This is a genomic window from Streptomyces sp. P5F9 (assembly GCF_057961495.1).
In genome coordinates this window covers 1-1,347 of the sequence record NZ_JBXVPZ010000916.1, presented here as the reverse complement: position 1 = coordinate 1,347, position 1,347 = coordinate 1, and the positions used below count along the sequence as shown (strand labels likewise).

The window sequence follows — 1,347 nt, the reverse complement described above, 5'->3', positions numbered from 1 at the left end:
GCGCTGGGTCTCGGTGCCGAGGGCGAGGACGAGGGGCGCGGCGAGCACGGCTGTGGCGAGGAGCGGGGAGGGGGCCAGGAAACGGCCCGTCTCCTCTGCCGCGAGGGCGAGTTCGGTCGCCGAGCAGCCGACACCGCCGTAGGCCTCGGGGAGGGCGAGTCCGGGCAGGCCGAGCTGCTGGGCGAGGGCGGTCCAGAGGGCGGGGTCGTGTCCGGCGGGGGTGTCGACGGCGGCGCGCAACTCGGCGGAACCGCACCGCTTTTGGAGCAGTTCGCGGAGGGTACGGCGGATCTCGTCCTGCTCGGCGGTGAAGCTGGCGTCCATGGCACTTCCCTCCAGATCTGACGGTCCGTCATATTAGGAGTCCGGGCACGATATGCACAGAGGGAGGAGGCCCCTCATGCCAGTGGGGAGCCGCAAGGTCGCCGTGGTGGGCGTGGCTCTGTCCGACTGCGGACGGGTCGACGACACGACCCCCTACGCCCTGCACGCCCAGGCGGCCCGCCGCGCACTGGCGGACGCGGGCCTGGACAGGGGGGTGGTGGACGGCTTCGCATCGGCGGGCCTGGGCACGCTGGCCCCGGTGGAGGTGGCCGAATACCTGGGCCTGCGCCCCACTTGGGTCGACTCCACCTCCGTAGGCGGCTCGACGTGGGAGGTCATGGCGGCCCACGCGACGGACGCGATAGCGGCGGGCCACACGAACGCCGTACTGCTCGCCTACGGCTCGACGGCCCGAGCCGACATCAAGGCGGGCCGCCGGACCGGCAACCTCTCCTTCGGCGCACGGGGTCCGCTCCAGTTCGAAGTCCCCTACGGCCACACGCTGATCGCGAAGTACGCGATGGCCGCGCGCCGCCACATGCTCGAATTCGGCACAACGATCGAGCAGTTGGCGGAGGTGGCGGTACAGGCCCGCGCCAACGCCGCCCTGAACCCCGAAGCGATGTTCCGCGACCCGATCACCGTGGACGACGTGCTCTCCGGCCCGATGATCGCCGACCCGTTCACCAAACTGCACTGCTGCATACGGTCCGACGGCGGGGCGGCGATCCTACTGGCGGCCGAGGAGTACGTACGGGACTGCCGTACCGCGCCGGTGTGGGTGCTCGGCACCGGGGAGCACGTCTCCCATGCGGCGATGTCCGAGTGGCCGGACTTCACGGTGTCACCGGCGGCGGTGAGCGGGCGGCTGGCCTTCGAGCGGGCGGGAGTCGGGCCCGAGGAGATCGACTTCGCGGAGATCTACGACGCGTTCACCTACATGACGCTGGTGACGCTGGAGGATCTGGGGTTCTGCGCGAAGGGCGAGGGGGGCGCCTTCGTGGAGAAGGGGCGGTTGCGGGT

The 1,347-nt window shown here is 71.3% G+C and carries 2 protein-coding genes; one reads left to right on the top strand and one right to left on the bottom strand.

What is annotated here, in order from left to right; genetic code table 11:
• On the bottom strand, nt 1–324 hold a 324-nt coding region (locus tag AC31A1_RS51460), incomplete at its 3' end, for an acyl-CoA dehydrogenase family protein (protein WP_489659921.1).
• Between the two features lie 76 nt (nt 325–400).
• Between AC31A1_RS51460 and AC31A1_RS51455 the strand changes: the two genes are divergently transcribed.
• A partial coding sequence (locus AC31A1_RS51455) for a thiolase C-terminal domain-containing protein (RefSeq protein ID WP_489659920.1) occupies nt 401–1,347 on the top strand: 947 nt, incomplete at its 3' end.